At 67.7% G+C, this 25,289-nt stretch carries 25 protein-coding genes and 1 tRNA gene; 13 read left to right on the top strand and 13 right to left on the bottom strand.

All coding sequences use genetic code 11. From position 1 onward, the window contains the following. Nucleotides 1-83: 83 nt before the first annotated feature. The 6 genes from FE811_RS05675 (at nucleotide 84) to FE811_RS05700 (ending at nucleotide 6,450) form a co-directional block, all read left to right on the top strand. Nucleotides 84-1,580: an aldehyde dehydrogenase gene (locus FE811_RS05675; protein ID WP_140846955.1), complete on the top strand. Its 1,497-nt coding sequence runs from the start codon at nucleotides 84-86 to the stop codon at nucleotides 1,578-1,580. Nucleotides 1,581-1,650: 70 nt separating this feature from the next. Then, complete coding sequence (locus tag FE811_RS05680; RefSeq protein ID WP_116222636.1) at nucleotides 1,651-2,412, top strand: SDR family NAD(P)-dependent oxidoreductase; 762 nt, start codon at nucleotides 1,651-1,653, stop codon at nucleotides 2,410-2,412. A gap of 292 nt (nucleotides 2,413-2,704) precedes the next feature. Next, nucleotides 2,705-3,703 (top strand): TRAP transporter substrate-binding protein DctP, encoded by a 999-nt coding sequence (gene dctP / locus FE811_RS05685; RefSeq protein ID WP_166435587.1) that lies wholly within the window; start codon nucleotides 2,705-2,707, stop codon nucleotides 3,701-3,703. A 57-nt stretch (nucleotides 3,704-3,760) separates the two neighbouring features. Next, nucleotides 3,761-4,150 (top strand): cupin domain-containing protein, encoded by a 390-nt coding sequence (locus FE811_RS05690; RefSeq protein WP_166435586.1) that lies wholly within the window; start codon nucleotides 3,761-3,763, stop codon nucleotides 4,148-4,150. A 223-nt stretch (nucleotides 4,151-4,373) separates the two neighbouring features. Beyond that, entirely contained in the window at nucleotides 4,374-4,823 is a 450-nt protein-coding gene (locus tag FE811_RS05695) for a hypothetical protein (protein WP_116222633.1), read from the top strand. Between the two features lies 1 nt (nucleotide 4,824). Continuing rightward, a complete protein-coding gene (locus FE811_RS05700; RefSeq protein ID WP_116222632.1) occupies nucleotides 4,825-6,450 on the top strand; it encodes a GMC family oxidoreductase in 1,626 nt (541 codons plus the stop codon). 184 nt (nucleotides 6,451-6,634) lie between these two features. Here FE811_RS05700 and FE811_RS05705 read toward each other — a convergent pair. Together FE811_RS05705 and FE811_RS05710 are read right to left on the bottom strand one after the other, a co-directional pair. Then, nucleotides 6,635-6,711, bottom strand: a tRNA-Arg gene (locus FE811_RS05705). 44 nt (nucleotides 6,712-6,755) lie between these two features. After that, complete coding sequence (locus FE811_RS05710; RefSeq protein ID WP_116222851.1) at nucleotides 6,756-7,238, bottom strand: GNAT family N-acetyltransferase; 483 nt, start codon at nucleotides 7,236-7,238, stop codon at nucleotides 6,756-6,758. A gap of 277 nt (nucleotides 7,239-7,515) precedes the next feature. Between FE811_RS05710 and FE811_RS05715 the strand changes: the two genes are divergently transcribed. The 5 genes from FE811_RS05715 (at nucleotide 7,516) to FE811_RS05735 (ending at nucleotide 12,083) form a co-directional block, all read left to right on the top strand. Next, on the top strand, nucleotides 7,516-8,616 hold the full coding sequence (locus FE811_RS05715; protein ID WP_116222631.1) for a sulfate/molybdate ABC transporter ATP-binding protein: 1,101 nt from the start codon (nucleotides 7,516-7,518) through the stop codon (nucleotides 8,614-8,616). Next, on the top strand, nucleotides 8,613-9,611 hold the full coding sequence (locus tag FE811_RS05720; RefSeq protein ID WP_116222630.1) for a sulfate ABC transporter substrate-binding protein: 999 nt from the start codon (nucleotides 8,613-8,615) through the stop codon (nucleotides 9,609-9,611). Before FE811_RS05715 ends, FE811_RS05720 begins: the two co-directional genes overlap by 4 nt. After that, the gene (gene cysT / locus FE811_RS05725; protein WP_116222629.1) at nucleotides 9,608-10,453 is read left to right on the top strand and encodes a sulfate ABC transporter permease subunit CysT; all 846 of its coding nucleotides are present in this window, start codon (nucleotides 9,608-9,610) and stop codon (nucleotides 10,451-10,453) included. The genes FE811_RS05720 and cysT overlap by 4 nt, the downstream gene beginning before the upstream one ends. Beyond that, nucleotides 10,453-11,277: a sulfate ABC transporter permease subunit CysW gene (cysW, locus tag FE811_RS05730; protein WP_072463167.1), complete on the top strand. Its 825-nt coding sequence runs from the start codon at nucleotides 10,453-10,455 to the stop codon at nucleotides 11,275-11,277. The genes cysT and cysW overlap by 1 nt, the downstream gene beginning before the upstream one ends. 62 nt (nucleotides 11,278-11,339) lie before the next feature. Then, nucleotides 11,340-12,083 carry a molecular chaperone DjiA gene (locus FE811_RS05735; protein WP_036757628.1) on the top strand — a complete coding sequence of 248 codons (744 nt, stop codon included), beginning with the start codon at nucleotides 11,340-11,342 and terminating at the stop codon, nucleotides 12,081-12,083. Between the two features lie 220 nt (nucleotides 12,084-12,303). On the opposite strand, the gene FE811_RS05740 is transcribed toward FE811_RS05735, so the two are convergent. From FE811_RS05740 to hmpA, 10 genes are all read right to left on the bottom strand, one after another. Continuing rightward, nucleotides 12,304-13,143, bottom strand: a complete 840-nt coding sequence (locus FE811_RS05740) for an ATP-binding cassette domain-containing protein (protein ID WP_036757629.1) — start codon at nucleotides 13,141-13,143, stop codon at nucleotides 12,304-12,306. Further along, a complete protein-coding gene (locus tag FE811_RS05745) occupies nucleotides 13,140-13,979 on the bottom strand; it encodes an ABC transporter ATP-binding protein (protein ID WP_052096078.1) in 840 nt (279 codons plus the stop codon). Before FE811_RS05745 ends, FE811_RS05740 begins: the two co-directional genes overlap by 4 nt. Before the next feature lie 3 nt (nucleotides 13,980-13,982). Continuing rightward, nucleotides 13,983-14,885, bottom strand: coding sequence for an ABC transporter permease subunit (locus FE811_RS05750; RefSeq protein WP_036757630.1), 903 nt, complete (start codon nucleotides 14,883-14,885; stop codon nucleotides 13,983-13,985). After that, nucleotides 14,882-15,889 (bottom strand): ABC transporter permease subunit, encoded by a 1,008-nt coding sequence (locus tag FE811_RS05755; RefSeq protein ID WP_036757631.1) that lies wholly within the window; start codon nucleotides 15,887-15,889, stop codon nucleotides 14,882-14,884. The genes FE811_RS05750 and FE811_RS05755 overlap by 4 nt, the downstream gene beginning before the upstream one ends. A 72-nt stretch (nucleotides 15,890-15,961) precedes the next feature. Further along, the gene (locus FE811_RS05760) at nucleotides 15,962-17,566 is read right to left on the bottom strand and encodes an ABC transporter substrate-binding protein (RefSeq protein WP_072463165.1); all 1,605 of its coding nucleotides are present in this window, start codon (nucleotides 17,564-17,566) and stop codon (nucleotides 15,962-15,964) included. A 298-nt stretch (nucleotides 17,567-17,864) separates the two neighbouring features. Next, nucleotides 17,865-18,050, bottom strand: coding sequence for a hypothetical protein (locus tag FE811_RS05765; protein ID WP_114536211.1), 186 nt, complete (start codon nucleotides 18,048-18,050; stop codon nucleotides 17,865-17,867). A 389-nt stretch (nucleotides 18,051-18,439) separates the two neighbouring features. Beyond that, nucleotides 18,440-19,114 carry a DUF2270 domain-containing protein gene (locus FE811_RS05770; RefSeq protein ID WP_116222628.1) on the bottom strand — a complete coding sequence of 225 codons (675 nt, stop codon included), beginning with the start codon at nucleotides 19,112-19,114 and terminating at the stop codon, nucleotides 18,440-18,442. Between the two features lie 85 nt (nucleotides 19,115-19,199). Continuing rightward, nucleotides 19,200-20,009 (bottom strand): DUF72 domain-containing protein, encoded by an 810-nt coding sequence (locus FE811_RS05775; RefSeq protein ID WP_116222627.1) that lies wholly within the window; start codon nucleotides 20,007-20,009, stop codon nucleotides 19,200-19,202. A gap of 58 nt (nucleotides 20,010-20,067) precedes the next feature. After that, the gene (locus tag FE811_RS05780; RefSeq protein ID WP_140846958.1) at nucleotides 20,068-21,102 is read right to left on the bottom strand and encodes a GlxA family transcriptional regulator; all 1,035 of its coding nucleotides are present in this window, start codon (nucleotides 21,100-21,102) and stop codon (nucleotides 20,068-20,070) included. A gap of 121 nt (nucleotides 21,103-21,223) precedes the next feature. After that, nucleotides 21,224-22,432, bottom strand: coding sequence for an NO-inducible flavohemoprotein (gene hmpA / locus FE811_RS05785; RefSeq protein ID WP_116222626.1), 1,209 nt, complete (start codon nucleotides 22,430-22,432; stop codon nucleotides 21,224-21,226). A 123-nt stretch (nucleotides 22,433-22,555) separates the two neighbouring features. Here hmpA and FE811_RS05790 point away from each other — a divergent pair, with 123 nt between their 5' ends. Next, nucleotides 22,556-22,999, top strand: a complete 444-nt coding sequence (locus tag FE811_RS05790; RefSeq protein WP_114536208.1) for an Rrf2 family transcriptional regulator — start codon at nucleotides 22,556-22,558, stop codon at nucleotides 22,997-22,999. 6 nt (nucleotides 23,000-23,005) lie between these two features. On the opposite strand, the gene FE811_RS05795 is transcribed toward FE811_RS05790, so the two are convergent. Beyond that, nucleotides 23,006-23,911, bottom strand: coding sequence for a LysR substrate-binding domain-containing protein (locus FE811_RS05795; protein WP_072463161.1), 906 nt, complete (start codon nucleotides 23,909-23,911; stop codon nucleotides 23,006-23,008). A gap of 124 nt (nucleotides 23,912-24,035) precedes the next feature. Between FE811_RS05795 and FE811_RS05800 the strand changes: the two genes are divergently transcribed. After that, nucleotides 24,036-25,262: an aminopeptidase P family protein gene (locus FE811_RS05800; protein ID WP_116222625.1), complete on the top strand. Its 1,227-nt coding sequence runs from the start codon at nucleotides 24,036-24,038 to the stop codon at nucleotides 25,260-25,262. Nucleotides 25,263-25,289 lie beyond the last annotated feature (27 nt).

The following is a 25,289-nucleotide window of genomic DNA, read 5'->3' on the forward strand; positions in this document are numbered from 1 at the left end:
TGCCCGTCTTCCGATGCGCAGAATGAACATGAGCGTTTCCGGCAGGCTGGTCGGGGACGCCGCAGGAATGGGAGGAGGAAATCATGATCTGGGAAGGAAGGCACGACCGGCTTTTCATCGGCGGGGAATGGGTGCGGCCGCATTCGACGGCATTCGTCGATGTGATCTCGCCCTTCACCGAGGAAAGGCTGACCAGCGTCGTCACGGCCGATCGCGCCGATATCGACAGGGCGGTGGCGGCGGCGCGCAACGCCTTTGACCAGGGCCCCTGGCCGCGCATGTCGCTGGCCGAGCGGCGCGAGATCCTGCGCCGCCTGAGCGACGGGCTCAAGGCGCAGGAAGACCTGATCGCCCAGCTCGTGACCGAAGAGATGGGCAGCCCGATCACGCTGTCGAGATGGATGCAGTCGGCGGGGGCGCGGGCGATGCTGGACATCGCGCTGGATGTCGTGGACCGCTATCCGTTCGAGGAACTGCGCCAGTCGCCCTCGGGCTACGGGCTGGTCCTGCGCGAGCCGCTGGGCGTGGTCGCGGCGGTGGCGCCGTGGAACGGCCCGCTGGTGGTGGCGATGCTCAAGCTGGCGCCGGCGCTGCTGGCGGGGAACACCGCCGTCTTCAAGCCGGCGCCGGAAACCCCGGTCGACGCCTATCTGCTGGCCGAGCTGTTCGAGCGGGCGGGCCTGCCCAAGGGGGTGGTGAACGTCGTCCCCGCCGACCGCGAGACCAGCGAATACCTGTGCCTGCATCCGGGCGTGGACAAGGTCAGCTTCACCGGCTCAACCGCGGCCGGGCAGCGCCTGGGCGGGCTTTGCGGCGCCGAGATCCGCCGCATCACGCTGGAGCTGGGCGGCAAGTCGGCGGCGATCGTCCTGGACGGCGCCGACATTCCCAAGGCGGTGGAATCGCTGCGCGTCGCCTCGCTGCGCAATTCGGGCCAGATCTGCAGCAACAAGACCCGCGTGCTGGTCGCGGCCAACCGCAAGGCCGAGTTCCTGGACGCCTTTTCCGCCATGGTCGCCTCGATGCCGGTGGGCGATCCGATGGATCCGGCGACCGAGATCGGCCCCATGGTCAGCGCCCGCCAGCGCGACCGGGTCGAGGGCTATATCGCCAAGGGCAAGGCCGAGGGCGCGCGCCTGGTCCTGGGCGGCGGCCGGCCGGGCCGCCTGAACCACGGCTGGTTCGTCGAGCCGACGATCTTTTCGGACGTGGCGCCGGGGGCGGCCATCGCGCAGGAAGAGATCTTCGGCCCCGTCATCGCCGTGATCCCCTTCGACGGCGAGGACGAGGCGGTCGAGATCGCCAACGGCACCCAATACGGGCTGCATGGCGCGATCTTCGCCGCCGAGGACGAACATGCCCTGCGCATCGCCCGCCGCATCAGGACCGGGGCCACGGACATCAACGGCGTGGGGCCGGGATATTACTGCCCGGTGGGCGGCTTCAAGAAATCCGGCATCGGGCGCGAGGCGGGGCTGGAGGCCTTCGATTCCTATGTCGAGGTCAAGTCGGTGGGCATCCCCGCCGGGCTGGCCGGAAAGCTGGAGGTTCCGCTGCGGGACTTCCGGCCGGCGGGATGACGGCGCACTCGGTCCGGCCGCTTTCCCCGACGCATCGCGAAAGACCAGAACTCTCGGAGAGGAGACGAGAATGGCACGGTTTGAAGGAAAGACGGTATTCATCACCGGCGGCGGCAGCGGGATCGGCGCGGCCACGGCCCGCAGGCTGTTCGACGAGGGCGCCAATGTCGTCGTCGCCGACCTGCAACAGGAAAACGCGAACCGGGTGGTGGCGGAACTGGGCGGCGGCGACCGGCTGCTGGCGGTGGCGGTGGATGTCTCGGACGACGGCCAGGTGGTCGCGGCCTTCGAGGCGGCAAGGCAGCGCTTCGGCGCGGTGGACTATCTGGTCAATGCCGCCGGCATCAAGGGCTGGGGCAGCGCCTCGGACACCACGGACGAGTTGTGGCGCAGCAACATGGCAGCGAACCTGGACGGCTCCTTCCATACCTGCCGCGCCTATGCCCAGGCCAGCGAGGGGCGCGACAGCGGCGCGGTGGTCAATATCTCGTCCCAGGCCGGGCTCGAGGGGCTGCCCGCCCGCCTGCCCTATGTGACCTCGAAACATGGGGTCATCGGCCTGACGCGGGCCGCGGCGATGGACCTGGCGCCGCGCGGCATCCGGGTGAACTGCGTCGCGCCCGGCATCATCAACTCGCCCTTTACCGAGGCGATGTTCGCCGACCCCGAACGCGCCCGCAAGATGCGCGCCGCCCATCCGATCGGGCGCGAGGGGCGCCCCGAGGAAGTCGCCTCGGTCATCGCCTTCCTGCTGTCGGAGGATGCCAGCTTCATGACCGGGGCCGTCGTTCCCGTCGATGGCGGGATCACCGCCGGCGCCGCCTCGTTCTAAGCGCGCCCCGGCGAATGCGGGCGGCGTCCAGCCGCCCTGCCCTGAACACGCGCCGCGACGCCACCGAAGCCGAGCTTCGGAAAAGCGCCTGATCGGCACCAGGACCGGCCTGCGCCATCCTTGTGAGACGGCATCGCATGGCGTGATGCGAAATGCCTGCCGTTTCCTCGTATCGCAGCCGGCAATGACCGCGACGCCGCCCCCTGGGGACGGCGGGCAACAGACAGACCGTTGAGCGAAAACGGCTTCATCCCAGCAGATTGGAGGAGAAATGCTGCACAAGACAACGAAAATGGCCGCTGTCGCGATGGCGGGCGTCCTGGCGCTGGGGCAACCGCTGCAGGCGCAGGAAGAGGTGAAGCTGCGCTTTGCGCATCCGCTTTCCTCGACCCATTACGCCTGGGTCGAGGGGCTGGGGCGCATGGCGGATGCCGTGGTCAAGGCCAGCGACGGCAGGGTGTCCTATGAGGTCTATCCCGCCGGTCAGCTTGGCAAGGACTATGTCTCGGTCCTCAACAGCAAGCTGGCGGATATCGTGGTCCTGATCCCGTCCTATGCATCCGACAAGATGCCGCTGACGACCGTGGCGGAACTGCCGGTGAAATACGAGGACGCCTGCGATGCGACGCGCAAGCTTTGGGAAATCGCCAGGCCCGGCGGCGTGCTTTCCGAAGCGGAATACAAGCCCCAGGGCATGCGCGCGCTGTTCGTGACTATCCTTCCCGGCTACAAGGTTCCCACCACCACCAAGCCGGTCCGGTCGCTGGCCGACCTTCAGGGCCTGAAGATCCGGGCCTCGGGTGCCGCCATGGAGCAGACGGTCCGTGCCCTGGGTGCGGTTCCGATCCAGCTGACGGCCAGCGAGATCAACGATTCCCTGCGCCGCGGCACCATCGACGGCGCGATCTGGCCCTATCACGCCGCGCCGCCCTATGAACTTGAATCGCTGTTCAAATACGGCGCCGAGGGGCCGAACCTGGGTTCCGCGACCATCGTCTTCGCCATGGCGGAAAGCAAATGGCAATCCCTGCCCGAAAACATCCGGCAAGAGATCACCGCCGCCGCCGCCGAGGCGCAGGAGAACCTGTGCCGATGGACCGAGGGCGAAGAGGCCAGGGTCCGCCAGGACATGATCGACAAATACGGCTATCAGCCGGCGGTCCTGAGCGACGAGGAGATCGCGCTGTGGAACGAAAAAACCGCGACGGTGGCCGAGGGTTGGGCGGCGCGCATGAACGACAACCGCAAGCCGGGCACCGAGATCCTCGAGGCGTTCCGGCAGGCTGAATGAATGCGCTCCGGGACGGGCATCCCGTCCCGGAACCGCCGGGAAAAAGGAAGGCGCAGCATGTTCGAAGTCGATCTGGCCACGGGTTGGGAGCCGGTCGCCGGCACCGCCGGCATATTCGTCAAGCCGCTCAGCGGCGCCTGGAACGAGGCGGAAGCCGAGGGGTTTCGCACCCGCTATGTCCGCTTCGAACCGGGCGGCGAGACCTTCGCGGCCTTCACCCATCCGCATTGGGAAGAGGCGCTGCTGATCGAGGGCGCGCTGACGCAGAAGGAAAGCGGCATCACCTTGCGCGCCCCGGCCTATGTCATCCGCCCGCCGGGAACGCCGCACGGGCCGCTGGTCTCGGCGTCCGGCTGCCTGATGATCGAGATGCAGTATTTCGCCCGGCGCCGCCTGGGCCTGGCGGATTATCTCGACCCCAGGGCGCCCCAGGGCCCGGCCGGCTGAACCCGGCGATCCGGCCGCAGCGACAACCCCTTGGCGGGCCGGCTTGTCCTGGCCCGGCGAATTTGTAACCAGCGGGAGGAAAAGGCGATGAAAAGACCGGCGAAGCTTGCCGCCCTGGGCCTCTTGCCGCTCATGACCGCCGGAAATGCGGCGGCGCAAGCGCTTAAGGTCTCCGATCCGTGGCCGGCAAGCAACTCCATGCGGCCAGGTTCTTGTCGATACCGTGGCCGAAGCGACCGGCGGCCGGGCCGGGTTCCATACCGGGCGGCTAGGCAAGGGCCAGCTTTCGGTGCGGCCGTCGGGCATGGCCGACATCGCCCTGGCTCCCGCGCCCTCCAGCCCGGACAGGATGCCGCCGAGCGGCGGCCTCGACCGGCCGCGGATCACCAGGGACACCTGCGACAGGCTCGGCCGGCTGCGGTCGCCGGCGCAGGAAGGCGGCCTGCTGGGCATGCATGCGCTGTTCGCGACCGCGCCGCCGGGCGTGAAGGGGCGCCGGAACGCGCGCATCGCGTCGATCGAGATCGACGGGGCCAGATGGCTGGACGACAAGGGCCGCCTCCGGCAGCCAGAGGCTCGAGCCCCATATCGCCGCCGGCGAAACCAACTGACGGGACGAAACAGGACAGCCCGGACGCATCCCCATGCGTCCGCCATTCCGGGAGGGGATTGATATGGAACCATACGATTATCTCGTTGTCGGCGCCGGTTCCGCCGGTTGCGTCATGGCGAGCCGCCTGTCCGAGGATTCCAGGAAAAGCGTCCTGCTGATCGAGGCGGGACCGTCGGCGGATTATTTCTGGATCAACACCCCCGCCGGCATGGGCCCGCTTTTCCTCAACAAGCGCTACAACTGGGCCTTTACCACCGAAACCGTTCCGACCCTTGGCGGGCGCACGGTCTATTGGCCCCGCGGCAAGACGCTGGGCGGATCGAGTTCCGTCAACGGCATGGTCTATTCGCGCGGCCATCCGATGGATTACGACCATTGGGCCAGCCTCGGCAACGAGGGCTGGAGCTACCGCGATGTCCTGCCCTATTTCAGGAAATCCGAGTGCAACGAGCGGGGCGCAGACGCGTTTTTCGGCGGCGACGGCCCGCTGGCGGTCAGCGACCCGGTGATCCGCCACCCCTCGACCCAGGATTTCGTCGCCGCCGCCGTCAGGAACGGCATCCCCGAGATCCGCGGCCTGAACGCGCCGCCCTACGAAGGCGTCTCGTATCAGCAATTCACCATTCGCGGCGGCCGCCGGGAATCCGCCTATACCGCCTTCGTCAAGCCGGTCCTGCATCGCCGCAACCTGACCGTGCTGACCGGGGTCCAGGTTCTGCGCATCGTCCTCCGAAACGGCGAGGCGACCGGCGTCGAGGTGATCCAGGACGGCGCCAGGCGGATCATCCACGCCGCGCGCGAGGTCATCCTGTCCGCCGGCGCGCTGGCCTCGCCGCATCTGCTGATGCATTCGGGGATCGGCGATGCCGGGCAGCTTCGCAAGTTCGGCATCCAGGCGGCAAGGCACCTGCCCGGCGTCGGGCAGAACCTGCAGGACCATTGGTTCGCGCCCTTCCTGATGCGGGTGACGCCCGACAGCTCCTATAACGGCCACCTCGTCGGATGGCGCAAATATGTCGAGGGGATGCGCTACCTGCTGACCCGTCGCGGCTACCTGGCGATGGGATCCTCGGCGGTCAGCGCCTATGTCCGGTCCACGCCCGACCAGCCGCAGCCCGACCTGCAACTGGCGATCCGGCCAATGACCTCGAACTTCCTGCCCAGCGGCCAGGTCGTCGTCGACCCCGAGCCGGGGATGAGCGGGGCGACGGTGCTGGTCGGCCCGAAATCGACCGGCCATATGGCACTGAAATCCGCGGACCCGCTGGCGGCACCGGCCTTTCACCCGAACTATCTGGGCGACGAGGACGACATCCGCCGCACCCTGATCGGCATGAGGTTGTTTCGCAGGATCCTCGCCACCGAGCCGCTGTCGCGGCGGATCGTCAGCGAACTGGCGCCCGGACCCGATGCCGTCACAGACGACCAGCTGCTGGATCATCTGAAACAGGCCGGCAGCACGGGCTGGCACCAGACCAGCACCTGCAAGATGGGCAGGGACGAGATGGCGGTGGTCGATCCGCAGCTGCGCGTTCACGGCATCGGCCGGCTGCGCGTGGCGGACGCCTCGGTCATGCCGCGCATCACCCGCGGCAACACCAGCGCCCCGACCATCATGATCGCCGAGAAGGCCGCGGACATGATCCGCAAGTCGCCGCTGCCGCCTTGGCAGGCTGCGCCGCGCTGAGGCGCATCGGATCGCGGCCCGGCCGGCCAGGCGGGCCCGCCCGAAGCCCGGCGACGCAAAGCAAGGCGCGGGCCGCAAGCGCATCCCCTGCGCGGCGGATCAGGCATGGAAACGGGGAACCGATCAGAGCCAGAATGGAAACCGGGCGTCTAGCGCCTGATATTCAAAGCATTTCTTGATAGGATGGCGACCCCGCCAGGACTTGAACCCGGAACCTAGCGCTTAGAAGGCGCTTGCTCTATCCAGTTGAGCTACGGGGCCGCATGGCGGCAGTCATGGCGCAGGACGGCGGCTGAATCAACCGTTCAATCCGAACCGCGCAGCGCAATCGTCATGAAGACGCTGTTCGGATCGGGGTGGTAGTCGCCAAAGGGCGGGCATTCGACGAAACCCGCCCGCGCATAAAGCCCGCGCGCGGCGATGAAGGTCGGCTGCACCCCGGTTTCCAGGCTCAGCCGCGCCATGCCCTCGGCCCGCGCATGGGCGACCAGCGCCCCGAGCATGCGGCGGGAATGGCCGCGCCCGCGCGCCTCGGCCAGCACATGCATGGACTTGATCTCGCCATGATCGGGGGCGATGCGCTTGACCGCGCCCATGCCGACCGGCACGCCGCCCTCGCGCAGCACGAAAAAGGCGATCTCGGGGCCCTCCAGCGCGGCGCGCGGCAGCATGTGGATCGATTCCGGCGGCGTGTCGGCATGCATGTCGGCGGTATGGCGCCGAAACAGCAGCGCCAGATCCTCGCCCAGGGGGCTTTCCCGCCCGATCACCAGATCCCCGCCACCCATCGCACCGTCCCTTTGCTGCTGCGCGCCGGACCCTAGCAGCGGCCGGCGCGATTGCGAAGCCCCGCGCGGCCAGGCGGCATGAAAAATAAGGAAGAATGCGCGCGCCAGCCCCTTGCGGCCCGGACGCTTTCCGCGCCGGGCCGGCGGCAGGGGAACAGCGGTCCGCCGCCCGGCCAGCCTTGGGAAAACATTCGCCGCCCGCCGGGGCGGCCGGGGCCCGCCCGGCTTGCCCGGCCCCGACCCGCCCGCTACCTCTGGCGCGGAAACGGAGGCGCCCATGTCCATCGTCATCGAGCACATGACCAAAAGCTTCGACGGCACCGCTGTCCTGCGCGGCATCGACCTGACCATCGAATCGGGCGAGCTGGTGGCGCTGCTCGGACCCTCGGGCTCGGGCAAGACCACGCTTCTCAAGATCATCGCCGGGCTGGAATGGCCGGACTCGGGCGGGCTGGTGGTGCATGGCGCCGACTGGCTGCACCTGGCGGCGCAGGACCGCCGCATCGGCTTCGTCTTTCAGCATTACGCGCTGTTCCCGCATATGAGCGTGCGCGACAACATCGCCTTCGGCCTGACCGTGCGCCCGCGCGCCCAGCGGCCGGGCAAGGCGGTGATCGCGGCCAAGGTGGACCAGCTGCTGGAGTTCCTGCAGATCGCGCATCTGGGCGACCGCTACCCGGCTCAGCTTTCGGGCGGCCAGCGCCAGCGGGTGGCGCTGGGGCGCGCGCTGGCCATCGAGCCCACGGTGCTCTTGCTGGACGAGCCCTTCGGCGCGCTCGACGCCGCCGTGCGCCGCGACCTGCGCGCCTGGCTGCGCCAGGTGCATGACGAGGCCGGATCGACCACGATCTTCGTCACCCACGACCAGGAGGAAGCCTTCGAGCTGGCCGACCGCGTCGTAGTGATGGGCGAGGGCCGGATCGAGCAGATCGGCAATGCCGACCAGATCCACGATCATCCCGCCAGCCCCTTCGTCGCCCGCTTCATGGGCGCGACCATCGAATTGCCGGTGATGCTGCAGGCCGGCCGGGCCGAGGCGCAGGGGCTGGACCCCAGCCGCCTGCCGCGCCGCGCCCTGCCCGACGGGCCGGCCACGCTGTTCCTGCGCCCCGCCGACGTGACGCCCCTGGCAGATCCCGCCGGGCGCTGGCAGGTCGCCCATCGCACCAGCAACGGCGCCCTGCTGCGGCTGGAGCTGACCGACGGCACCGGCCAGTTCGGCATCGACCTGCCCCGCCGCGCGCCCGAGGCGCAGGGGCTGGTCCCCGGCGCCCGCGTCAACCTGCGCCCCGAGGCGGGCACGATCTTTCCCGGCCCGCGCGCCCTGGCTTCGCAGGCCGCCACCGCCGCATTCCCCCGCAAGGAGAAAAGCCTATGACGATCCGCAAGCTTCACGTCGCCGCGCTGGCGCTGATGCTGGGCAGCAGCCCGGCGCTGGCCCAGGACAAGATCCTGAACGTCAGCTATGACATCGCCCGCGAGCTGTTCGAGGCGCTGAACCCCGAGTTCCAGGCGCATTGGAAGGAAAAGACCGGCCGCGACGTGACCATCGACCAAAGCCATGGCGGCTCGTCGAAACAGGCGCGCGCCATCCTCGAAGGGCTGCCGGCCGATGTCGTCACCTTCAACCAGGAAACCGACGTGGACGTGCTGGCCCAGAACGGCCTGGTGGCCGAGAACTGGCGCGAGGCCCTGCCGAACGGCGCCTCGCCCTATTACTCGCTGCCCGCCTTCCTGGTGCGCAAGGGCAATCCCAAGGGGATCAAGGACTGGTCGGACCTGGCGCGCGACGACGTGCAGGCGGTGTTCCCCAACCCCAAGACCAGCGGCAACGGCCGCTATACCTATCTGGCCGCCTATGCCTATGCCCTGACGCAAGCGGGCGGCACGCCCGAGACGGCGCAGGAATTCGTCGGCAAGATCTTTGCCAACGTCCCGGTCTTCGACACCGGCGGCCGCGCCGCCACCCAGACCTTCGCCGAGCGCAATATCGGCGACGTGCTGATCACCTTCGAGGCCGAGACCAAGGGCATCGCCAAGCAATACGAGGCCCAGGGCTTCGAGGCCGTGACCCCCGCGACTAGCCTTTTCGCCGCCTTCCCGGTCGCCGTGGTGGCCGAGAACGCCGAAAAGAACGGCTCGACCGAGGTTTCGACGGAATATCTCAACTGGCTCTACTCGCCCGAGGCGCAGGACACCCTAGCCGAGAACCACTATCGCACCACCGACGAGGCGGTGACGGCGAAATACGCCGCCGAGTTCCCCGAGGTGAAGCTCTTGACCGTGGACGAGGTCTTCGGCGGCTGGCAGAAGGTGCAGGATGAGCACCTGGCCGAGGGCGGCATCCTCGACAAGGTCTTCGTCAACCAATGAGCGCCGCCGCCGCGCCCATCCGCGCGAAACGCGTATTGCCGGGGTTCTCGCTGAGCCTCGGCACCACGTTGCTTTACGTCGGGCTGGTGATCCTGATCCCGGTGGCGGCGCTGGTGCTGAAGGGGGCCGAGATCGGGCCGGCGCGGTTCTGGGCCATCGTCACCGCGCCGCGCACGCTGGCGGCGCTGCGGGTGACGCTGACCGCCGCCGCCGCGGCCACCGTCTTCAACGCCTTCTACGGCCTGCTGATGGCCTGGGTGCTGACGCGCTACGACTTTCCCGGCAAGCGCATCCTGGACGCGCTTATGGACATTCCCTTCGCCCTGCCGACCGCCGTCGCCGGCATCTCGCTGACCGCGCTTTATTCGGCGAACGGCTGGTTCGGCGCGCCGCTGGCCGGCGCCGGGATCGAGCTGGTCTATACGCTGGGCGGCGTGATCCTGGCGATGACCTTCACCTCGATCCCCTTCGTGGTGCGCGCGATCCAGCCGGTGCTGGAGGATCTGGACCCGGCGCTGGAGCAGGCGGCGATGACGCTGGGCGCCCGGCCCTTTGCCATCTTCCGCCGCGTGGTGCTGCCGGCGATCCTGCCGGCCTGGCTGGCGGGTTCGACCGTGGCCTTCGCCCGCTCGCTGGGCGAGTTCGGCGCGGTGGTGTTCATCGCCGGCAACCTGCCCTTCAAGACCGAGATCGCGGCGCTGCTGGCCTTCATCCGGCTGGAGGAATACGACTACCAGGGCGCCGCCGCCATCGCGCTGGTGCTGCTGCTGTTCGCGCTGATCCTGCTGGTGGTCTCGAACCTGATCCAGTTCCGCGCCGCCCGCCACCTGGAGGCCCGCTGATGAGCACCGTCGCGCTGACCCACGCCCCCGGCCAAAGCCGCGCGGTGCCGCGGCTGCTGATCGGGCTGGCCTTCGCGCTGACCGCGATCTTCGTGGTGGCGCCCCTGGCCTTCATCTTCTGGCGCGCCTTTGCCGAGGGCTGGGCGGTCTATCTGAAGAACATCGCCGATCCGCTGGTCCTGCATGCGATCTGGCTGACGACGCTGGTCGCGGTGATCGTGGTGCCGGTCAACATCGCCTTCGGCATCGCCGCCGCCTGGGCCATCGCCCGCTTTCGCTTTCCGGGGCGCAAGCTCTTGATGGTGCTGATCGAGATCCCCTTCTCGATCTCGCCGATCATCGCCGGCATCTGCTACCTGCTGCTTTACGGCCGGCAGGGCCTGCTGGGCCCGTGGCTGGCCGCGCATGACCTGAAGGTCATGTTCGCCCTGCCCGGCATCGTGCTTGTGACCATGTTCGTCACCGCCCCCTTCGTCGTGCGCGAGGTGCTGCCGCTGATGCAGGCGCAGGGCTCGGAACAGGAGCAGGCGGCGGTCACGCTGGGCGCGCGCGGCTGGCAGGTGTTTTCCCGCGTCACCCTGCCCAATATCCGCTGGGCGCTGCTTTACGGCGCGGTGCTTTGCACGGCGCGGGCGGTGGGCGAGTTCGGCGGCGTCTCGGTCGTCTCGGGCTCGATCCGCGGGCAGACCAACACCCTGCCCCTGCAAATCGAGCTGATGTTCAACGACCTCAACACCACCGGCGCCTTTGCCGCCGCCTCGACGCTGACCGTGATCGCGCTGGTGGTGCTGGTCGTCAAGGCCGCGTTGGAAAGCCGCAGATGACGGCTCGTAACTGGCGGGAATGTCAGTGGACTTGACCCGCCACCCCGCCTAGGCTGCAGGCCATGGACGCCGCGATCAAGGACCAGAAACAGCCCTGCCCCGAACTGCCGAAGCCCCGCAGCTTCTGGCAGCGCATTGCCGACCGGCTGGCGGCGATCGTCGGCGCGCGCCGCCCGGCCACCCCGCCCGAGAAATCGGTGGCCTTCACCATCGCCGTGATCGCGCTGGGGGCCAAGCTCGCCAAGGCCGACGGTGCCGTGGCGCGGTCCGAGGTGGCGGCCTTTCGCCGCGTCTTCATCATCCCGCGGTCCGAGGAAAAGAACGCCGCCCGCGTCTTCGACCTGGCGCGGCAGGACGTGGCGGGCTTCGACGCCTGGGCGCGGCGCATCGCGGCCATGTTCCCGGCGGGCGACCCGGTGCTGGCCGATGTGGTCGAGGGGCTGTTCATCATCGCCGTCGCCGATGGCGACCTGCACGAGGCCGAGATCATTTTCATCGACGAGGTGGCGCGCATCTTCGGCCTGCCCGCCGCGCAGGTGGCGGCGATCCGCGCCCGCCACGACCGCCGGCAGGGCTGCCCCTCTTGCGAGGTGCTGGGCGTGACGCCCGACACGCCGCTGCCCGAGGCGCGGCGGCGCTGGCGCGAACTGGTGCGCGAAAGCCATCCCGACCGCGCCCTGGCCCGCGGCCTGCCGCCCGAGGCGATCCGCCTGGCTGAGGCGCGCACCCGCGCGCTGAACGAGGCATGGGAGACCTTCCGCAACATGCACCCCAAGCGCTGCGCCGGCCCCAGCCTGTCGACCTAGGCGGGCTACGGAAAAACGGCCCGGGTGTCTAGATCCGGCTCTGGACGCCGGGAAATTCGCCGCAAAATGACCCGGAAACCTCAAATTCCTGGACCAGTTGCGCCAGATCGGGGACCAATTCCTTTACAGAAAAGGCCCAAGATCCTTTTCCAGCAGCCTGCCAGGGGCCAAGGCATTGCCGGGACGCCTGTGACCTGCGCGCCCCGGCATCCTCGTCGCGTCAGGCCATCGCCGCGCGCAGCGCCTTGCGGCGCGCCACGCGCTCGCGGATCGCCTCGATGTCCGTCACCGGGGTCGCGGCGAACAACTCGCGCGTATAGGGGTGGCGGGGGTCTGCGAAGACCTCTTCGCGGCTGCCCTGCTCGACCGCCTCGCCCTTGTTCATCACCAGCACGTCGTCGGCGATATAGCGCACCACCGACAGGTCGTGGCTGATGAAGACATAGGCCAGGTTGAACTCGTCCTGCAGGTCGGCCAGCAGGTTCAGCACCTGCGCCTGGACCGAAAGGTCCAGCGCCGAGACCGGCTCGTCCAGCACCAGCAGCGTCGGGTTCAGCATCAGCGCGCGGGCGATGGCGATGCGCTGGCGCTGCCCGCCCGAGAACATGTGCGGATAGCGGTTGAACACCTCGGGCGGCAGGCCGACCTTGGCCAGCATCTCCTCGGCGCGGCGGCGACGCTCGGCGGCGGGCGTGTCGGTGTTCAGAAGCAGGGGCTCCATCAGCACGTCGCCGATCTTCTGGCGCGGGTTCAGGCTGCCATAGGGGTTCTGGAACACCATCTGCACCTTGGAGCGCATCTCGCGCGTCAGCCGCGCCTTGCCGATGTCCACGGGCTTGCCGTCGATCAGCAGCTCGCCGCCCGAGGCCGGGTCGATCAGCGCGATGATCCGCGCCAGCGTCGACTTGCCCGAGCCGGATTCGCCGACGATGGCCAGCGTCTTGCCGCGATCGACCGAGAAGCTGATGCCCTTGACCGCGCGCACCATCTTGGCGGCGCGGGTCAGCGAGCCGGGGACGTAATAGTCGCGGATCAGGTTGCGCCCTTCGACGACACTCATGGCTGCACCTCCGGTTCAAGGAAGCTGCCGACGGTGGGCAGCCGGTCGCCCGTCGCGTTCTCGGGCAGGGCCGAAAGCAGCGCGCGGGTATAGGGATGCGAAGGTGCCTCGAACAGCGTCAGCACGTCGGCCTCTTCCATCTTGCGGCCCTTGTATTGCACCTGCACGCGGTCCGCCGTCTCGGCCACCACGCCCATGTCGTGGGTGATCAGGATCAGCGCCATGCCGGTCTGTTCCTGCAGTTTCATCAGCAGGTCGAGGATCTGCTTCTGGATGGTCACGTCCAGCGCCGTCGTCGGCTCGTCCGCGATCAAGAGGCGCGGGCCGGTGGCGATGGCCATGGCGATCATCACCCGCTGGCATTGCCCGCCGGACATCTGGTGCGGATAGCTTTTCAGCTTTTCCTCGGGGTCGGGGATGCCGACCTGGCGGAACAGCTCCAGCGCGCGGGCGCGGGCGGCGCGTTTCGACAGGCCCGCGTTGAAGCGCAGCACCTCCTCGATCTGGTAGCCGGTGGTAAAGCTGGGGTTCAGGGACGCGATGGGTTCCTGGAAGATCATGGTGATCTCGCGCCCGATGATGCGGCGGCGCTGGCGCGGGGTCATGCGCAGCAGATCCTGCCCGTCGAAGGTCATCTCGTCGGCGGTGACGGTGGCGGTGTCGGGCAAAAGCCCCATCGCCGCCAGCATCGACACCGACTTGCCCGAGCCCGACTCGCCCACGATGGCCAGCACCTCGCCCTTGTCCACGGTCACGTCGATGCCGTCCACGGCGGTGAAGCTGCCGGTCGAGGTGGCGAAGCGCACGGTCAGGTTGCGGATTGTCAGAAGCGCCATCGGTCAGCTCCGCTTCAGTTTCGGGTCGAGCGCGTCGCGCAGCCCGTCGCCCATCAGGTTGATCGCCAGCACCGAGACCAGGATGGCGAGGCCGGGGAAGGTCACGACCCACCAGGCGCGCAGGATGAACTCGCGCGCCTCGGCCAGCATGGTGCCCCATTCGGACGCCGGCGGCTGCGCGCCCATGCCGAGGAAACCCAGCGCGGCGCTGTCGAGGACCGCCGAACTGAAGGAAAGCGTCGCCTGCACGATCAAGGGCGCCAGGCAATTGGGCAGGATGGTCTTGAACATCAGCCGCAGGTTGCCGGCGCCCGCCACCTTGGCGGCGGTGACATATTCGCGCGCCTTCTCGCCCATCACCGCGGCGCGGGTCAGGCGTGCGAAATGCGGCTGGTAGACGATGGCGATGGCGATCATCGCATTGGTCAGCCCCGGCCCCAGCACGGCGACCAGCACCAGCGCCAGCAAGAGCGAGGGAAAGGCCAGCACCACGTCCATGACGCGCATGATGACGGTATCGACCCAGCCGCCGAAGAAACCGGCGACCAGCCCGATGATGATGCCGCCGGTCAGGGCGATGGCGACGACGACGATGCCGATGAACAGCGAATATTGCGCGCCATGGATCAGCCGCGACAGCATGTCCCGGCCCACGGCATCGGTGCCCAGCAGAAAGCCCGCGCGCCCGCCCTCTTGCCAGATCGGCGGCACCAGCAGCGCGTCGCGATATTGCTGCGTCGGGTCATGCGGCGCGATCAGCGACGCGAAGATCGCGGTCAGCACCAGCAGGACGAAGACGACGAGGCCGATCACCGCGCCGCGGTTCTGGCTGAAATAGAACCAGAACTCGCGCAGCATCCGGCGGCGGATGGCCGCGTCCGAAATCTTGACGGTGGTATCGGTCATTTGTGCCGGATCCTCGGGTTGATGAGACCATAGGTCAGGTCGACGATCAGGTTCACGATCATCACGATGGCGGCGATCAGCAGCAGGCCCGACTGCACCACCGGATAGTCGCGGCGCGAGATCGAATCGATCATCCACTTGCCGATGCCGGGCCAGGAAAAGATCGTCTCGGTCAGGATGGCGCCCGCCATCAGAACGCCGACCTGCAGGCCGATGGTGGTGATGACCGGGATCATGGCATTGCGCAGCGCATGGACCCCGATCACCCGGCGGGTCGACAGGCCCTTGGCCCTGGCGGTGCGGACGTAATCCTCGCCCATCACCTCCAGCATGGCCGAGCGGGTCTGCCGCGCGATCACCGCCAGCGGAATGGTCGCCAGCACGATCGAGGGCAGGATCAGGTGGCTCAGCGCCGAGGCGAAGGCGCCCTTCTGCCCGGAAATCAGGCTGTCGATCAGCATGAAGCCCGTGACCTGCGGAAAGAAATACATCAGCGAGATGCGGCCCGAGACCGGGGTCCAGCCCAGCACGCCGGAAAACAGGATGATGAGCAGAAGCCCCCACCAGAAGATCGGCATGGAAAACCCGACCAGCGCCGCGGTCATCGAAACCTGGTCGAACCAGCTGCCGCGCTTGATCGCCGCGATCACGCCCACCGGCACGCCGATCACCGTGGCGATGATGATGGCCACCAGCGCCAGCTCGACCGTGGCCGGGAACAGCGCCAGGAACTCGGTCAGCACCGGCTTCTTCGTCACCAGCGAATTGCCCAGGTCGCCCTGCAGCAGGTTGCCGAGATAATGCAGGTATTGCTGCCAGACCGGCTTGTCATAGCCAAGCTGCGCCGCGATCTGGGCATAGCGCTCGGGCGAGACGCCGCGCTCGCCGGCCATCAGCAGCACCGGATCGCCCGGCAGCAGGCGGATGAAGCCGAAGGCCACCAGCGTGATCCCGATCATCGTCGGGACCAGGTAAAGCAGTTTCTTGAGGATGAATCTGAGCATCGAACCCTAACCTAAGGGCCGTGCAAGGAAATTTCCCTGCACGGCCGCGAGAGTTTCAATCCGGGCGCGACCTTATTCGGTCAAGTCCACGGTGTCGAAGACATAGTCGCCCAACGGCGACTGCACGAAGCCGGTGACGTTCTTGGCCATCGGCACGTATTGGGTCGAATGCGCCAGCGTGGCCCAGGGTGCCTCGCGCTTGAAGATGACCTGCGCCTCTTCGTAAAGCTTGACCCGCTCGTCATGGTCCGAGGTCGCCTTGGCCTTGGCCAGCAGGTCCGAGAATTCCTGGTTGCACCAGAAGGCACGGTTCGCCCCGCCCGGCGTGGCCGCGGCGCAGGACAGAAGCACCGACAGGAAGTTGTCGGGATCGCCGTTGTCGCCGGTCCAGCCCAGGATGACGGCGCCCTTGCGGCCCTCTTCCATCGACTTCTTCAGGTATTCGCCCCATTCGTAGCTGACGATCTCGACCTTGACGCCGACCTTGGCGAAGTCGCTCTGGATCATCTCGGCGGTGCGGCGGGCGTTGGGCATGTAGGGGCGCTGCACCGGCATGGCCCAGACTTCCATGGTCAGGTCCTTGACGCCGGCTTCCTCCAGCATCGCCTTGGCCGCCTCGGGATCGTATTTGTCGTCCTCGATGGCGTCGTTATAGGACCACATGGTCGGCGGGATCGGGTTCTTGGCGACCTCGGCATTGCCCTGGTAGACGGCATCGATCAGCGCCGGCTTGTCCATGGCCATGTTCAGCGCCTTGCGGACCTGCGGGTTGTCGAAAGGCGCGACGGTGGTGTTATAGGCCAGGTAGCCCACGTTCAGGCCGGGCTGCTCGTCCAGCTTGAGGTTCGGATCGGCGCGGATCTCGTCCAGGTCGGCGGGCGCGGGATAGGGCATCAGGTGGCATTCGCCGGCCTTGAGCTTTTGCAGCCGCACCGAGGCGTCGGGGGTGATGGCAAAGACCAGGTCGTCGATCTTGGGCGCCTCGCCCCAGTAGTCGGCGTTCTTCTGATAGCGGATCACCGCGTCCTTCTGGTAGGCGACGAACTTGAAGGGGCCGGTGCCGATGGGGGCGTTGTTCAGGTCTTCGCGGGTGCCGGCGGCGTCCAGCGCATCGGCATATTCCTTGGACACGATCGAGACGAAGGGCATGGCCACATTGGCCAGGAACGGCGCCTCGGGCTGGTTGAGGGTGAACTTCACCGTATGGTCGTCGACCTTTTCGATGGACTTGATCAGCTTGTCCATCTCCATCGAGGAATAATACTCATAGGTGATGCCGGGGATGTATTCGTGCCAGGGATGGTCGGCGCTGGCCTGGCGCTCGAAGGTGAAGATCACGTCGTCGGCGTTGAAGTCGCGCGAGGGCGTGAACTTGTCGTTGGAATGGAACTTCACGCCCTGGCGCAGATGGAAGGTGTATTCCAGCCCGTCCTCCGACACGTCCCAGCTTTCGGCCAGGGCCGGCTCGATCTCGGTGGTGCCCGGCTTGAACTGCACCAGACGGTTGTAGACCGCATGGCCCGAGGCGTCGAAGGTGGTGCCCGCGGTATAGGGCGCGGCGTCGAACCCTTCCGGCGAGCCCTCCGAGCAATAGACGAAGGTCTTGGCATGCAGCGGCGCCGCAGCCATCAAGGCGAAAGCCGATGCCGCAAGCATCCGGGTGGAGAAGAGTGACATAATGCCTCCCATGTCTAGAGATATTCCCTGTCCCGATGCAAACGAATCTGCCTGACAGGTCAAGTGCTTTGCCGGGTCTGATCGTCGATTTGCCGCAATGACGCTGCGAAACGCCAGAATCATCGGGCGAATCTTGGCGTTCCACCGGGCAGCCATGGGAGGGCCCCCGCCGCAAAAACAGACAGAACCGGACCGTTCAGACGCTGCCGCGCCGCCGGTTCCGGCCCTGGGCGGGATGATTCTCGGCCCGACATCTGCGGATCGGCGCAGCGGGCAGGTCCGCGCCGGCGGCGGGACATCATCCGCCGTCGCCACGCCCCAGGAAAAGCGCCACGAAAAGATAGATCCCTGCCGCACCGAACAGGATGGCCCAGAAGAAGGCGCCGCCCGCTGCCTCGAACGCCGCCCAAAGCAGGGGCAGCAGGACGCAGAGGACGCGGACCCAGAGCGGGCGGAAGAACGGGTGTTTGGGATCGACCAGCATCCCGCCAGCCTAGTGCAGCGCGGCTGCCGGCGCCATATCCCTCGGCGCCTTGGGCCGATGGGGTGGCATTGCGCCGGCTCCAGCCTGCCGAGGCCTGGCCGCCTCGACCACCGGCGGCGGCGCCTGCCCTTCTTTCGTGCCCAAATATCCTGGGGGGACGTTTCCTCCACCCCGTCGAGGGGTGGAGGAAACGCGGGGGGCAACGCCCCCCGACGCCAGCGGCGCAGCCGATCCCGGCGCGGCCGTCCGGCACCCGGCCGCACCGCCGGGACACAAACACCGGCCGCCCCGGCCACACCCTCGATCCTGGATCGCCCCGCCATACATCCTGCATTCAGCCGGGGGAATGCGTCAGGAAAAGCGCGCGCTTGCATCGGCCCGACGGGCCCTCACCCCATGCCCAGCGGATCCTGGCGCCAGCGGGCGCGCTGGCGGTCCTCGCGCAGGCTCCACAGGGCGATGGCGCCCCAGGACAGGCAATAGGCCAGCCCCAAGGCCAGCACCAGCCAACCCGGAATCGGGCCGATGGCGGCGCGCTCCAGCAATTCGCCCGCCGATTGCAGCGGGGTCGGATGCACCCCCAGCTTGCCCAGATAGGCCGCGGTCTGGATCAGCAGGATCCAGAAGTAATTGCGCCGGATGCGCCGGCCGATGGCAGTGCGCAGGCTGACGTGATAGGCGGGGCGGCGGTAATCCTCGGCCAGCCGGTCCTGCCAGCCGGTTTCCAGCCGCAAATCGCCGTCGCGCAGCATCGGCGCCATGAAGTTCAGCTCCATCCAGCGGCAGCGCGCGCGCCAGACGTTGAAATAGCGATAGCGCCGGGCCTCCAGCATCAGGAAGAAGATGATGAGGATGCCGACCAGAACCAGCGGCAACGGCGATGCCTGGGGCGAGGAAAAGGTGATCGACAGCGCCACCCCCAGCGTCACCACCGACCAGTTCGTCGTGGTGTCGAGCCGCGTGCGCCAGATGGTCGAGCGATAGATTTCGGCCCGGTAAAGATGCGCAAGCGCGCCGATTTCCGCCGTGTCCAGCGACTTGCGGCTGTTCTGCTGTCCGTCCATATGCGCGTTCTCCCTGCCTTGCAGCTTGGCAGGGCCGGACCTTGCCGGCAAGACCCCCGGTCCGCGGCCGGACCCTCCGCGGCCTTCAGCCCAGCCGCTCGATCAGCGCCATCGCGGCTTGCGGATTATGCGCCTTGTGGCCGCCGATGACGTAAAGATAGACGTCGCGCGGCCCCGGGACCGCGTTCGGCCCGACATGATCCAGCCCCTCGGGCAGCTCGCCCGCGGCCCAGATCCGCGCCCTTTCCGCCCAAAGATCCAGCGCGGCCGGCGAATAGCCCAGCGCCTCGTCCGCGCTGGTGCCCATGATGCGCGCATAGACGAAGGGCGCGGTCGGATCGGCGATCTGCAGATACTTGCCGTCCGCGGCGACCACGGCCGCCACCCCATGCTCGCGCAGCATCTCGGTAAAGGCGGGCGTGCGGAAGCTCTCGTGGCGGACCTCGACCACATGGCGCAGCGCCCTGCCCTCGGCCGAGGCGGGCAGCAGCTTCAGGAAGGCCTCGAAATCCGCCGGCTCGAATTTCTTCGTCGCCATGAACTGCCAGTTGATCGGCCCCAGCTTGTCGCCCAAGAGCATGACCCCGCCGGACAGGAAGCGCGCGATGGTTTCGCCCGCATCGGCCAGCACCTTGCGGTTGGTGGCATAGCGCGGCGCCTTCAGCGAAAAGACGAAATCCTCGGGCGTCTCGTCATGCCATTTGCGAAAGCTCTCGGGCTTTTGCGCGCCGTAATAGGTGCCGTTGACCTCGATCGAGGTCAGCCGGCGGCTGGCATGTTCCAGCTCGCGCCGCTGCGCCAGCCCCTCGGGATAGAAGCTGCCGCGCCAGGGCTCATAGGTCCAGCCGCCGATGCCGATGCGGATGCGTCCCGCCGCCGCCCTGCCCTTGTCCATCCCCCGTCCTCCTGCGCTGGCGATTCGGCCGATCATAGCGCAGGGCGCGGACCAGGCCCTAACCCGGCCGCTTGCGCGTCAGCGAGAACTTGTAGGGCGACATGCCGTATTGCCCCCGGAACACCTTGGAGAAATACGAGGACGAGCCGAAGCCGCAGGCCACCGCCACCTGCATGACGCTGAGATTGGTCTCGGTCAGCAGCGAGCGGGCATGCTGCAGCCGCACCCTGTTGAGGTATTGCAGCGGCGTCGTGTCCAGGTAGCGCTGGAACAGCCGCTCGAGCTGGCGGCGCGAGATGCCCAGGTGGCGGGCGCATTCGGCCAGGTCGATCTCGTCCTCGACATGGGCCTCGATATAGGCCACGGCGCGGATCAGGTGGTCGTTGCGCGTGCCCAGGCGGACGGAAAGCGAACTCAGCTGTTCGTCCTCGCCGCGGCGGATCTGGCCCAGCAGGCACATGTTCATCACCGCCTGGCCCAGCTCGGCGCCGTAGTAATCCTCGATCAGCTTCAGCGCCAGTTCGGCCGAGGCGACGCCGCCGGCGCAGGTGACGATGCGTTCGTCGATGCAGAAGATGCGCCGCTCGGGCACCAGGTCGGGATATTTCTCGGTAAAGTTCGGGATGTTTTCCCAATGCAGGGTAAAGCGGCGGCCGTTGAGGATGCCGGCACGGGCCAGCGCATAGGCGCCGGTGCAAAGCCCGCCCACGGTGCCGCCATGGCGCCATTGCTTGCGCAGCCAGTCGGTCAGCTCGGCGCTGCACCCCGCATCCGGCTCGACCCCGCCGCAGACCAGCACGTAATCCGAGGCCAGCGCCTCGGACAGCGGCGCGTCGGGCAGCAGCGGCACCCCGTTCGAGCAGGTGATCGGCGCGCCGCTTTCGCTGTGGATGCGCCATTTGAACAGCACCTGCTCGGTCAGCTGGTTGGCCACCCGCAAGGGCTCGATCGCCGAGGTGAAGGCCAGCATGGTAAAGCGCGGCATCAGCACGAAGGACACGGTGATCGGCGCCCGGACCGGCGTCGCAAGCTTCACATGGGCAATGCCCCGCGCGATATAGCGTTCGCTGTCGTCAGCAACAGATTGCGGCACGATGGTTTCCCGGATGCTGCACCCGGCCGGGGGACCGGGCGTCCGTTCCGCATTGCCACAAGCCGCGGCGCGCTGCCAAGCCCCTTGGCAAGGGGCCGGGCAGCGTCGGCCCAAGGCCGCCTCAGGCGGCCAGCAATTCGTCGGCCGGGCCGAAGAACTCGTAATGGATGCGGTCCGCGGGCACGCCCGCCAGCGACAAGGCCGCCACCGCCGCGCGCAGGAAGGGGCGCGGGCCGCAGATATAGTAATCCGCCGCCTCCGAGGGGGTATTGGCCAGCAGCCATTCCTCGGTGATCAGCCCGGCATGGTCGTAGTCGCGGCCCGCGACCTCGTCCGCCAGCGGCGTCTGGTGGAAATCGGTGACGGTGATCTGCGGCCGCCGCTTGGCCAGCGCGCGGACATGGGCGCGCATCGCATGGGTGTCGCGGTCGTGGGTGCCGTGGATGTAATGCACCGGCACCGGCGCATCCGATTGCACCAGCGCCTCCAGCATGGCGACCATGGGCGTCAGCCCCACGCCCCCCGACAGCAGCACCACCGGCCGCTCGGGCCGGTCGGGCAGGAAGAACTCGCCCGCGGGCGCGGCCACCTTCAGCACCGTGCCCGGCCTTTGCTGGTGCAGCCAGCCCGAGACCAGCCCCTGCGGCTCGCGCTTGACCGAGATGCGATAGGTCTGGCCGTTCGCCGCGGCCGAGATCGAATAGTTGCGCTTGGCCGGGGCATGGCCGGGGATCTCCAGCCAGAAGGTCAGGTATTGGCCCGGCTTGTGCGCCATCACCGGCCCGCCATCGACCGGGCGCAGGATGAACGAGGCGATGGTGCTGCTTTCGCGGATCACCTCGTCGATGCGGAAGTCGCGCCAGCCGTTCCAGCCGCCCTCGACCGCCAGCTGCTCGTCATAGATCCGCCGCTCGCGCGCGATCAGGATATTGGCAAGGAACCAATAGGCCTCGCCCCAGGCATCCAGCACCTCGTCGGTGGCGGCATCGCCCAGAACCGCCTGGATGGCGCCCAGAAGCGCCTCGGCGACATGGGGGTAATGTTCGGGCAGGATCTGCAGGCCGACATGTTTCTGGGCGATGCGCTCGACCGCGGGAACCAGCGCCGTCACGTTGTCGATATTGTTGGCATAGGCCAGGATCGCCCCGGTCAGCGCGCGCGGCTGCGATTCCGAACCGCCCTGGTGCGTCTGGTTGAACAGGTCGCGGATGTCCGGGTTCTGGAACATGCGCGCATACATTTCGCGAATGATGTCAAGGCCATGCGCCTCAAGCGCGGGGACGGTGGCTTTGACCAGGGCGATGGTCTGCGCGCTCAGCGGCTGCGGCATTCGGCTTCTCCTGCAAGGGGGCGCGGCAAGGGATCGGCCGCGACTCAAAACATGTATTGTGGATACATGTATCTTTGCCGCCAGAAACATGCAATCAGGATACATGTTTTATCGGAGCCTGCGATGCGCCTGACGCGCTATACCGATTATGCCATGCGCGTGCTGCTGTATCTGGGCCGCGAGCCCGAGCGGCTCTGCTCGATCGGCGAGATCGCGCAGGCCTATGGCATTTCGCAAAACCACCTGATGAAGGTCATCAACGACCTGGTGCATGCCGGCTTCCTGGCCAGCCTGCGCGGGCGCAACGGCGGCATCCGCCTGGCCCGTCCGCCGGCCGAGATCAATGTCGGCGCGCTGGTCCGCCATACCGAGGACGATTTCGACCTGGTCGGCTGCGGCACCTGCATCATCGCGCCGGCCTGCGGGCTGACCTCGGTGCTGGACGAGGCGATGGCGGGGTTCATGGCGGTGCTGGACGGCTACAGCCTGGCCGACGTGCTGGCGCGGCGGCCGGATTTCTCGCATCTGCTGCACCCGGTCGCGGCGCGCGAACCGGCACGGTCCTGACCCGGATCAGCCGTCCGGCCCGGCATCCCTTTCGCGGAACGCCCAGTCCTGGAACGCCTGGGCGTTCTCGGCCAGGTCGGCGGGCTGCGGATCGTTGGCCAGCAGGTAATAGCCATAGTTTTCCAGCACCGTGACCGGGGACAGCTGCACCAGCCGGCCGCTGTCCAGGTCATCGCGGATCATCGCCAGCGGGCATAGCGCCACCCCCTGCCCGGCCAGGGCGGCGGCGCGAAGCAGATTGAAATCCTCGAAGACCGGCCCGGCCTCGTCCGGGCCGATGCCCTCGCCCATCCGCGCCAGCCAGGCGCGCCAGGCGGATGTGTCGGTGTCGTGCAGCAGCCCGGCGGCCCTGATCCCGGCGGCCGAGGGCGGCGCCTCGCCCAGGCCGGACAGCAGCGAGGGGTTGCAGACCGGCGCGCTTTCGCCGGGCAGGAAGGCCAGCACCCGCACCCCCGGCATGACCGGCGGGCCATCCGAGAAGACGAAGGCGAAATGCGTGCTGCGAAAGTCGATCTCTTGCCCGTGCATGGCATAGACCACGCGCAGCGCCAGGTCGGGATGCGCCTGCCGAAAGCGCGAAAGCCGCGGGATCAGCCAGCAGATCGCGACCGAGGGGATGGCGGCGATCACCAGCGGCTGCGCGCCGCCGGCCATGCGCACCCGCTTGCAGGCCGCCTCGATCTCGGCCAGCGACAGGCTCAGCGTGCGCGCCAGCTCCTGCCCGCGCGGCAGGAGGCGCGGCCGCGGCCCCGAGCGGTCGAACAGCGCAACCCCCAGGAATTCCTCGAGATGGCGGACCTGGTGGCTGACCGCCGACTGGGTGACGAACAGCGCCTTCGCTGCCTCCTTGAAGCTTTTCAGCCGGGCGACGGCCTCGAAGGCACGCAGGGCATTGAGCGGCAGAAGCGACATGGGAAGCGATCCGCAGAAGTTGAGATTTTCTCAAGCGAAGCATGAGAAACGGTCTTTTGACAAGACCCCTTGCACGCCCGATCCTGACGCCATCCGAACCCCCAAAGAACAAAGAGGACATCCCATGCAACGCGACAGGCTTCAAAGTTTCGTCGGCAATGGCGAGAAGGCGGCCCCGACCTTCTCGGTCACGGAAATGCAGCGCCGCCAGGACGCGATCCGCGCGCATATGGCGCAGGCGGGCGTCGATGCGGCGCTGTTCACCTCGTATCACAACATCAACTATTACGCGGATTTCCTCTATTGCCAGTTCGGCCGCCGCTACGGGCTGGTGATCGACCATGACAAGGCGACGACGATCAGCGCCGGCATCGACGGCGGCCAGCCCTGGCGGCGAAGCTTCGGTGGCAACGTCACCTATACCGACTGGCAGAAGGACAATTATTTTCATGCCCTGCGCCAGCTTGCCGGCAGCGCCAAGCGCATCGGCATCGAGTTCGACCATGTGAACATCGACCTGCTCGACCTGCTGAAGGCGGAATTTCCCGGCGTCGCGTTCGTCGACATCGCCGCCCCCGCCATGCGGCTGCGCATGATCAAGTCGGCCGAGGAGATCGCCCATATCACCGAGATGGCCCGCATCGCCGATGTCGGCGGCGCGGCCTGCGTCGAAGCGACCGCCGTCGGCGTGCCCGAGCACGAGGTGGCGCTGCATTCCACCGCCGCCATGGTGCGCGAGATCGCCAAGACCTGGCCGCATGCCGAGCTGCTGGACACCTGGACCTGGTTCCAGTCCGGCGTGAACACGGACGGCGCCCACAACCCGGTGACGAGCCGCAAGATCCAGCGCGGCGACATCCTGTCGCTGAACTGCTTCCCCATGGTCGCGGGCTATTACGTCGCGCTGGAGCGCACGCTCTTCGCCGAGGAGGCCAGCGACGAACACATCCGGCTGTGGGAGTTCAACTGCAAGGTCCACGACCGCGGCAAGGAATTGCTGGTGCCGGGCAAGAAATGCTCGGAGATCGCGGCCGAGCTGAACGAGATGTATGCGGCCCAGAACCTGCTGCAATACCGCAGCTTCGGCTATGGCCACAGCTTCGGCGTGCTCTGCCACTATTACGGCCGCGAGGCGGGGCTGGAACTGCGCGAGGATTGCGAGACGGTGCTGGAGCCCGGCATGGTCGTCTCGATGGAGCCGATGATCACCATCCCCGAGGGCATGCCCGGCGCCGGCGGCTATCGCGAGCATGACATCCTGGTGATCGAGGAAGGCGGGAACCGCAACATCACCGGCTTCCCCTATGGACCCGAGCATCTGATCGTCAAGGGCAAGGCCAAGGCCGCCTGACCCCCGCCGCCCGCCGGACCACCCGGC

Origin of the sequence: Paracoccus sp. FO-3 (assembly GCF_006386455.1) — a bacterium.
GTDB classification, from domain to species: Bacteria; Pseudomonadota; Alphaproteobacteria; order Rhodobacterales; family Rhodobacteraceae; genus Paracoccus; species Paracoccus versutus.

What these genes read in the sequence shown, in the direction of transcription:
- FE811_RS05675 (WP_140846955.1), top strand. Translation starts at nt 84, where the DNA reads ATGATCTGGGAAGGAAGGCACGACCGGCTTTTCATCGGCGGGGAATGG.
- FE811_RS05680 (WP_116222636.1), top strand. Translation starts at nt 1,651, where the DNA reads ATGGCACGGTTTGAAGGAAAGACGGTATTCATCACCGGCGGCGGCAGC.
- dctP (WP_166435587.1), top strand. Translation starts at nt 2,705, where the DNA reads ATGGCCGCTGTCGCGATGGCGGGCGTCCTGGCGCTGGGGCAACCGCTG.
- FE811_RS05690 (WP_166435586.1), top strand. Translation starts at nt 3,761, where the DNA reads ATGTTCGAAGTCGATCTGGCCACGGGTTGGGAGCCGGTCGCCGGCACC.
- FE811_RS05700 (WP_116222632.1), top strand. Translation starts at nt 4,825, where the DNA reads ATGGAACCATACGATTATCTCGTTGTCGGCGCCGGTTCCGCCGGTTGC.
- FE811_RS05710 (WP_116222851.1), bottom strand. Translation starts at nt 7,238, where the DNA reads ATGGGTGGCGGGGATCTGGTGATCGGGCGGGAAAGCCCCCTGGGCGAG.
- FE811_RS05715 (WP_116222631.1), top strand. Translation starts at nt 7,516, where the DNA reads ATGTCCATCGTCATCGAGCACATGACCAAAAGCTTCGACGGCACCGCT.
- FE811_RS05720 (WP_116222630.1), top strand. Translation starts at nt 8,613, where the DNA reads ATGACGATCCGCAAGCTTCACGTCGCCGCGCTGGCGCTGATGCTGGGC.
- cysT (WP_116222629.1), top strand. Translation starts at nt 9,608, where the DNA reads ATGAGCGCCGCCGCCGCGCCCATCCGCGCGAAACGCGTATTGCCGGGG.
- cysW (WP_072463167.1), top strand. Translation starts at nt 10,453, where the DNA reads ATGAGCACCGTCGCGCTGACCCACGCCCCCGGCCAAAGCCGCGCGGTG.
- FE811_RS05735 (WP_036757628.1), top strand. Translation starts at nt 11,340, where the DNA reads ATGGACGCCGCGATCAAGGACCAGAAACAGCCCTGCCCCGAACTGCCG.
- FE811_RS05740 (WP_036757629.1), bottom strand. Translation starts at nt 13,143, where the DNA reads ATGAGTGTCGTCGAAGGGCGCAACCTGATCCGCGACTATTACGTCCCC.
- FE811_RS05745 (WP_052096078.1), bottom strand. Translation starts at nt 13,979, where the DNA reads ATGGCGCTTCTGACAATCCGCAACCTGACCGTGCGCTTCGCCACCTCG.
- FE811_RS05750 (WP_036757630.1), bottom strand. Translation starts at nt 14,885, where the DNA reads ATGACCGATACCACCGTCAAGATTTCGGACGCGGCCATCCGCCGCCGG.
- FE811_RS05755 (WP_036757631.1), bottom strand. Translation starts at nt 15,889, where the DNA reads ATGCTCAGATTCATCCTCAAGAAACTGCTTTACCTGGTCCCGACGATG.
- FE811_RS05760 (WP_072463165.1), bottom strand. Translation starts at nt 17,566, where the DNA reads ATGTCACTCTTCTCCACCCGGATGCTTGCGGCATCGGCTTTCGCCTTG.
- FE811_RS05765 (WP_114536211.1), bottom strand. Translation starts at nt 18,050, where the DNA reads ATGCTGGTCGATCCCAAACACCCGTTCTTCCGCCCGCTCTGGGTCCGC.
- FE811_RS05770 (WP_116222628.1), bottom strand. Translation starts at nt 19,114, where the DNA reads ATGGACGGACAGCAGAACAGCCGCAAGTCGCTGGACACGGCGGAAATC.
- FE811_RS05775 (WP_116222627.1), bottom strand. Translation starts at nt 20,009, where the DNA reads ATGGACAAGGGCAGGGCGGCGGCGGGACGCATCCGCATCGGCATCGGC.
- hmpA (WP_116222626.1), bottom strand. Translation starts at nt 22,432, where the DNA reads ATGCCGCAGCCGCTGAGCGCGCAGACCATCGCCCTGGTCAAAGCCACC.
- FE811_RS05790 (WP_114536208.1), top strand. Translation starts at nt 22,556, where the DNA reads ATGCGCCTGACGCGCTATACCGATTATGCCATGCGCGTGCTGCTGTAT.
- FE811_RS05795 (WP_072463161.1), bottom strand. Translation starts at nt 23,911, where the DNA reads ATGTCGCTTCTGCCGCTCAATGCCCTGCGTGCCTTCGAGGCCGTCGCC.
- FE811_RS05800 (WP_116222625.1), top strand. Translation starts at nt 24,036, where the DNA reads ATGCAACGCGACAGGCTTCAAAGTTTCGTCGGCAATGGCGAGAAGGCG.